The organism is Nocardia sp. NPDC005366 (assembly GCF_040606855.1).
In the GTDB taxonomy this organism is placed as follows: domain Bacteria; phylum Actinomycetota; class Actinomycetes; order Mycobacteriales; family Mycobacteriaceae; genus Nocardia.
Window position 1 is genome coordinate 1 of the sequence record NZ_JBEXFQ010000097.1, and the last position, 1,920, is coordinate 1,920.

Sequence of the window (1,920 nt, forward strand, 5' to 3'; positions counted from 1 at the left end):
AGGTAGGAAGGTGCTCGTGGACTCGTTCAATCCCACCACCAAGACTCAGGCGGCGTTGACTGCTGCTTTGCAGGCGGCTTCGGCTGCGGGGAATCCGGAGATTCGTCCGGCGCATTTGTTGGTGGCGTTGCTGGATCAGACCGATGGTATTGCTGGGCCGTTGTTGAAGGCGGTGGGGACTGATCCGGTGGTGGTGCGGGGTGAGGCCCGGGATTTGGTGGATCGGTTGCCGCGGGCTTCGGGGGCGACGACGACTCCGCAGTTGGGGCGTGAGGCGTTGGCGGGGATTACCGCGGCGCAGCGTTTGGCTACGGAGTTGGGTGATGAGTTCGTCTCGACCGAGCATGTGTTGGTGGGGTTGGCTCAGGGTGATTCGGATGTGTCGGTGTTGTTGGGTAAGTACGGGGCTAGCGCGCAGGGTTTGCGTGAGGCGTTCACCACGGTGCGGGGGAGTGCTCGGGTGACCAGTGCGGATCCGGAGGGTAGTTATCAGGCGTTGGAGAAGTATTCCACCGATCTGACCGAGGCGGCGCGGTCGGGGAAGTTGGATCCGGTGATCGGGCGTGATACCGAGATCCGTCGGGTGGTGCAGGTGTTGAGTCGGCGTACGAAGAACAATCCGGTGTTGATCGGTGAGCCGGGTGTGGGGAAGACCGCGATCGTGGAGGGTTTGGCTCAGCGCGTCATCGCCGGTGATGTGCCGGAGTCGTTGCGTGGTAAGTCGGTGATATCGCTGGATCTGGCGGCGATGGTGGCGGGGGCGAAGTATCGCGGTGAGTTCGAGGAGCGGCTCAAGGCGGTGCTCGAGGACATCAAGAACAGTGCCGGGCAGATCATCACCTTCATCGATGAGTTGCACACCATCGTGGGTGCGGGCGCGACCGGGGATTCGGCGATGGACGCGGGCAATATGATCAAGCCGATGCTCGCGCGTGGTGAGTTGCGGTTGGTGGGTGCGACCACGTTGGAGGAGTACCGCAAGTTCATCGAGAAGGACGCCGCGCTGGAGCGGCGTTTCCAGCAGGTTCTGGTGGGTGAGCCCTCGGTGGAGGACACCGTCGGGATCTTGCGGGGGATCAAGGAACGCTACGAGGTCCATCACGGTGTGCGGATCACCGATTCGGCGTTGGTGGCCGCGGCGGCGTTGTCGGATCGCTATATCACCTCCCGGTTCCTGCCGGACAAGGCGATCGATCTGATCGATGAGTCGGCGTCGCGGTTGCGGATGGAGATCGATTCGCGTCCGGTGGAGATCGATGAGGTCGAGCGCGCGGTGCGTCGCCTCGAGATCGAGGAGGTCGCCTTGAGCAAGGAGACCGACGCCGCTTCCGGGCAGCGGTTGGAGAAGTTGCGTCAGGAATTGGCCGATGACCGTGAGGAACTCAACCAGTTGATGACGCGCTGGCGCAACGAGAAGAGCGCTATCGATGAGGTCCGGGTCCTCAAGGAGGAACTGGAATCGTTGCGTGGGGAATCCGAACGCGCCGAACGCGACGGTGATCTGGGCAAGGCCGCCGAACTGCGCTACGGGCGGATCCCGGCGTTGGAGAAACAACTCGACCAGGCCGAGCGGGTATCGAAATCGGCCGCTGATGGTTCGGTCATGCTCAAAGAGGAAGTCGGGCCCGACGATATCGCCGAGGTGGTCTCGGCGTGGACCGGTGTCCCGGTCGGGCGGCTGCTCGAGGGTGAAACCCAGAAACTGTTGCGCATGGAACACGAACTGGGCAGGCGTGTGGTCGGTCAACGCGAGGCCGTGCAAGCGGTCTCCGACGCGGTGCGCCGCGCCCGCGCCGGTGTCGCCGACCCCAACCGCCCGACCGGCTCGTTCCTGTTCGTCGGCCCGACCGGTGTCGGTAAGACCGAACTGGCCAAGGCGTTGGCCGATTTCCTGTTCGACGATGAACGCGCCATGGTCCG

The 1,920-nt window shown here is 63.7% G+C and carries 1 protein-coding gene; it reads left to right on the top strand.

Features of this window, described 5'->3' with window-relative positions:
• Positions 1–16: 16 nt before the first annotated feature.
• Positions 17–1,920, top strand: a 1,904-nt coding sequence (locus ABZS43_RS36560; RefSeq protein WP_355040587.1) for a Clp protease N-terminal domain-containing protein, incomplete at its 3' end; no start/stop codon positions are given.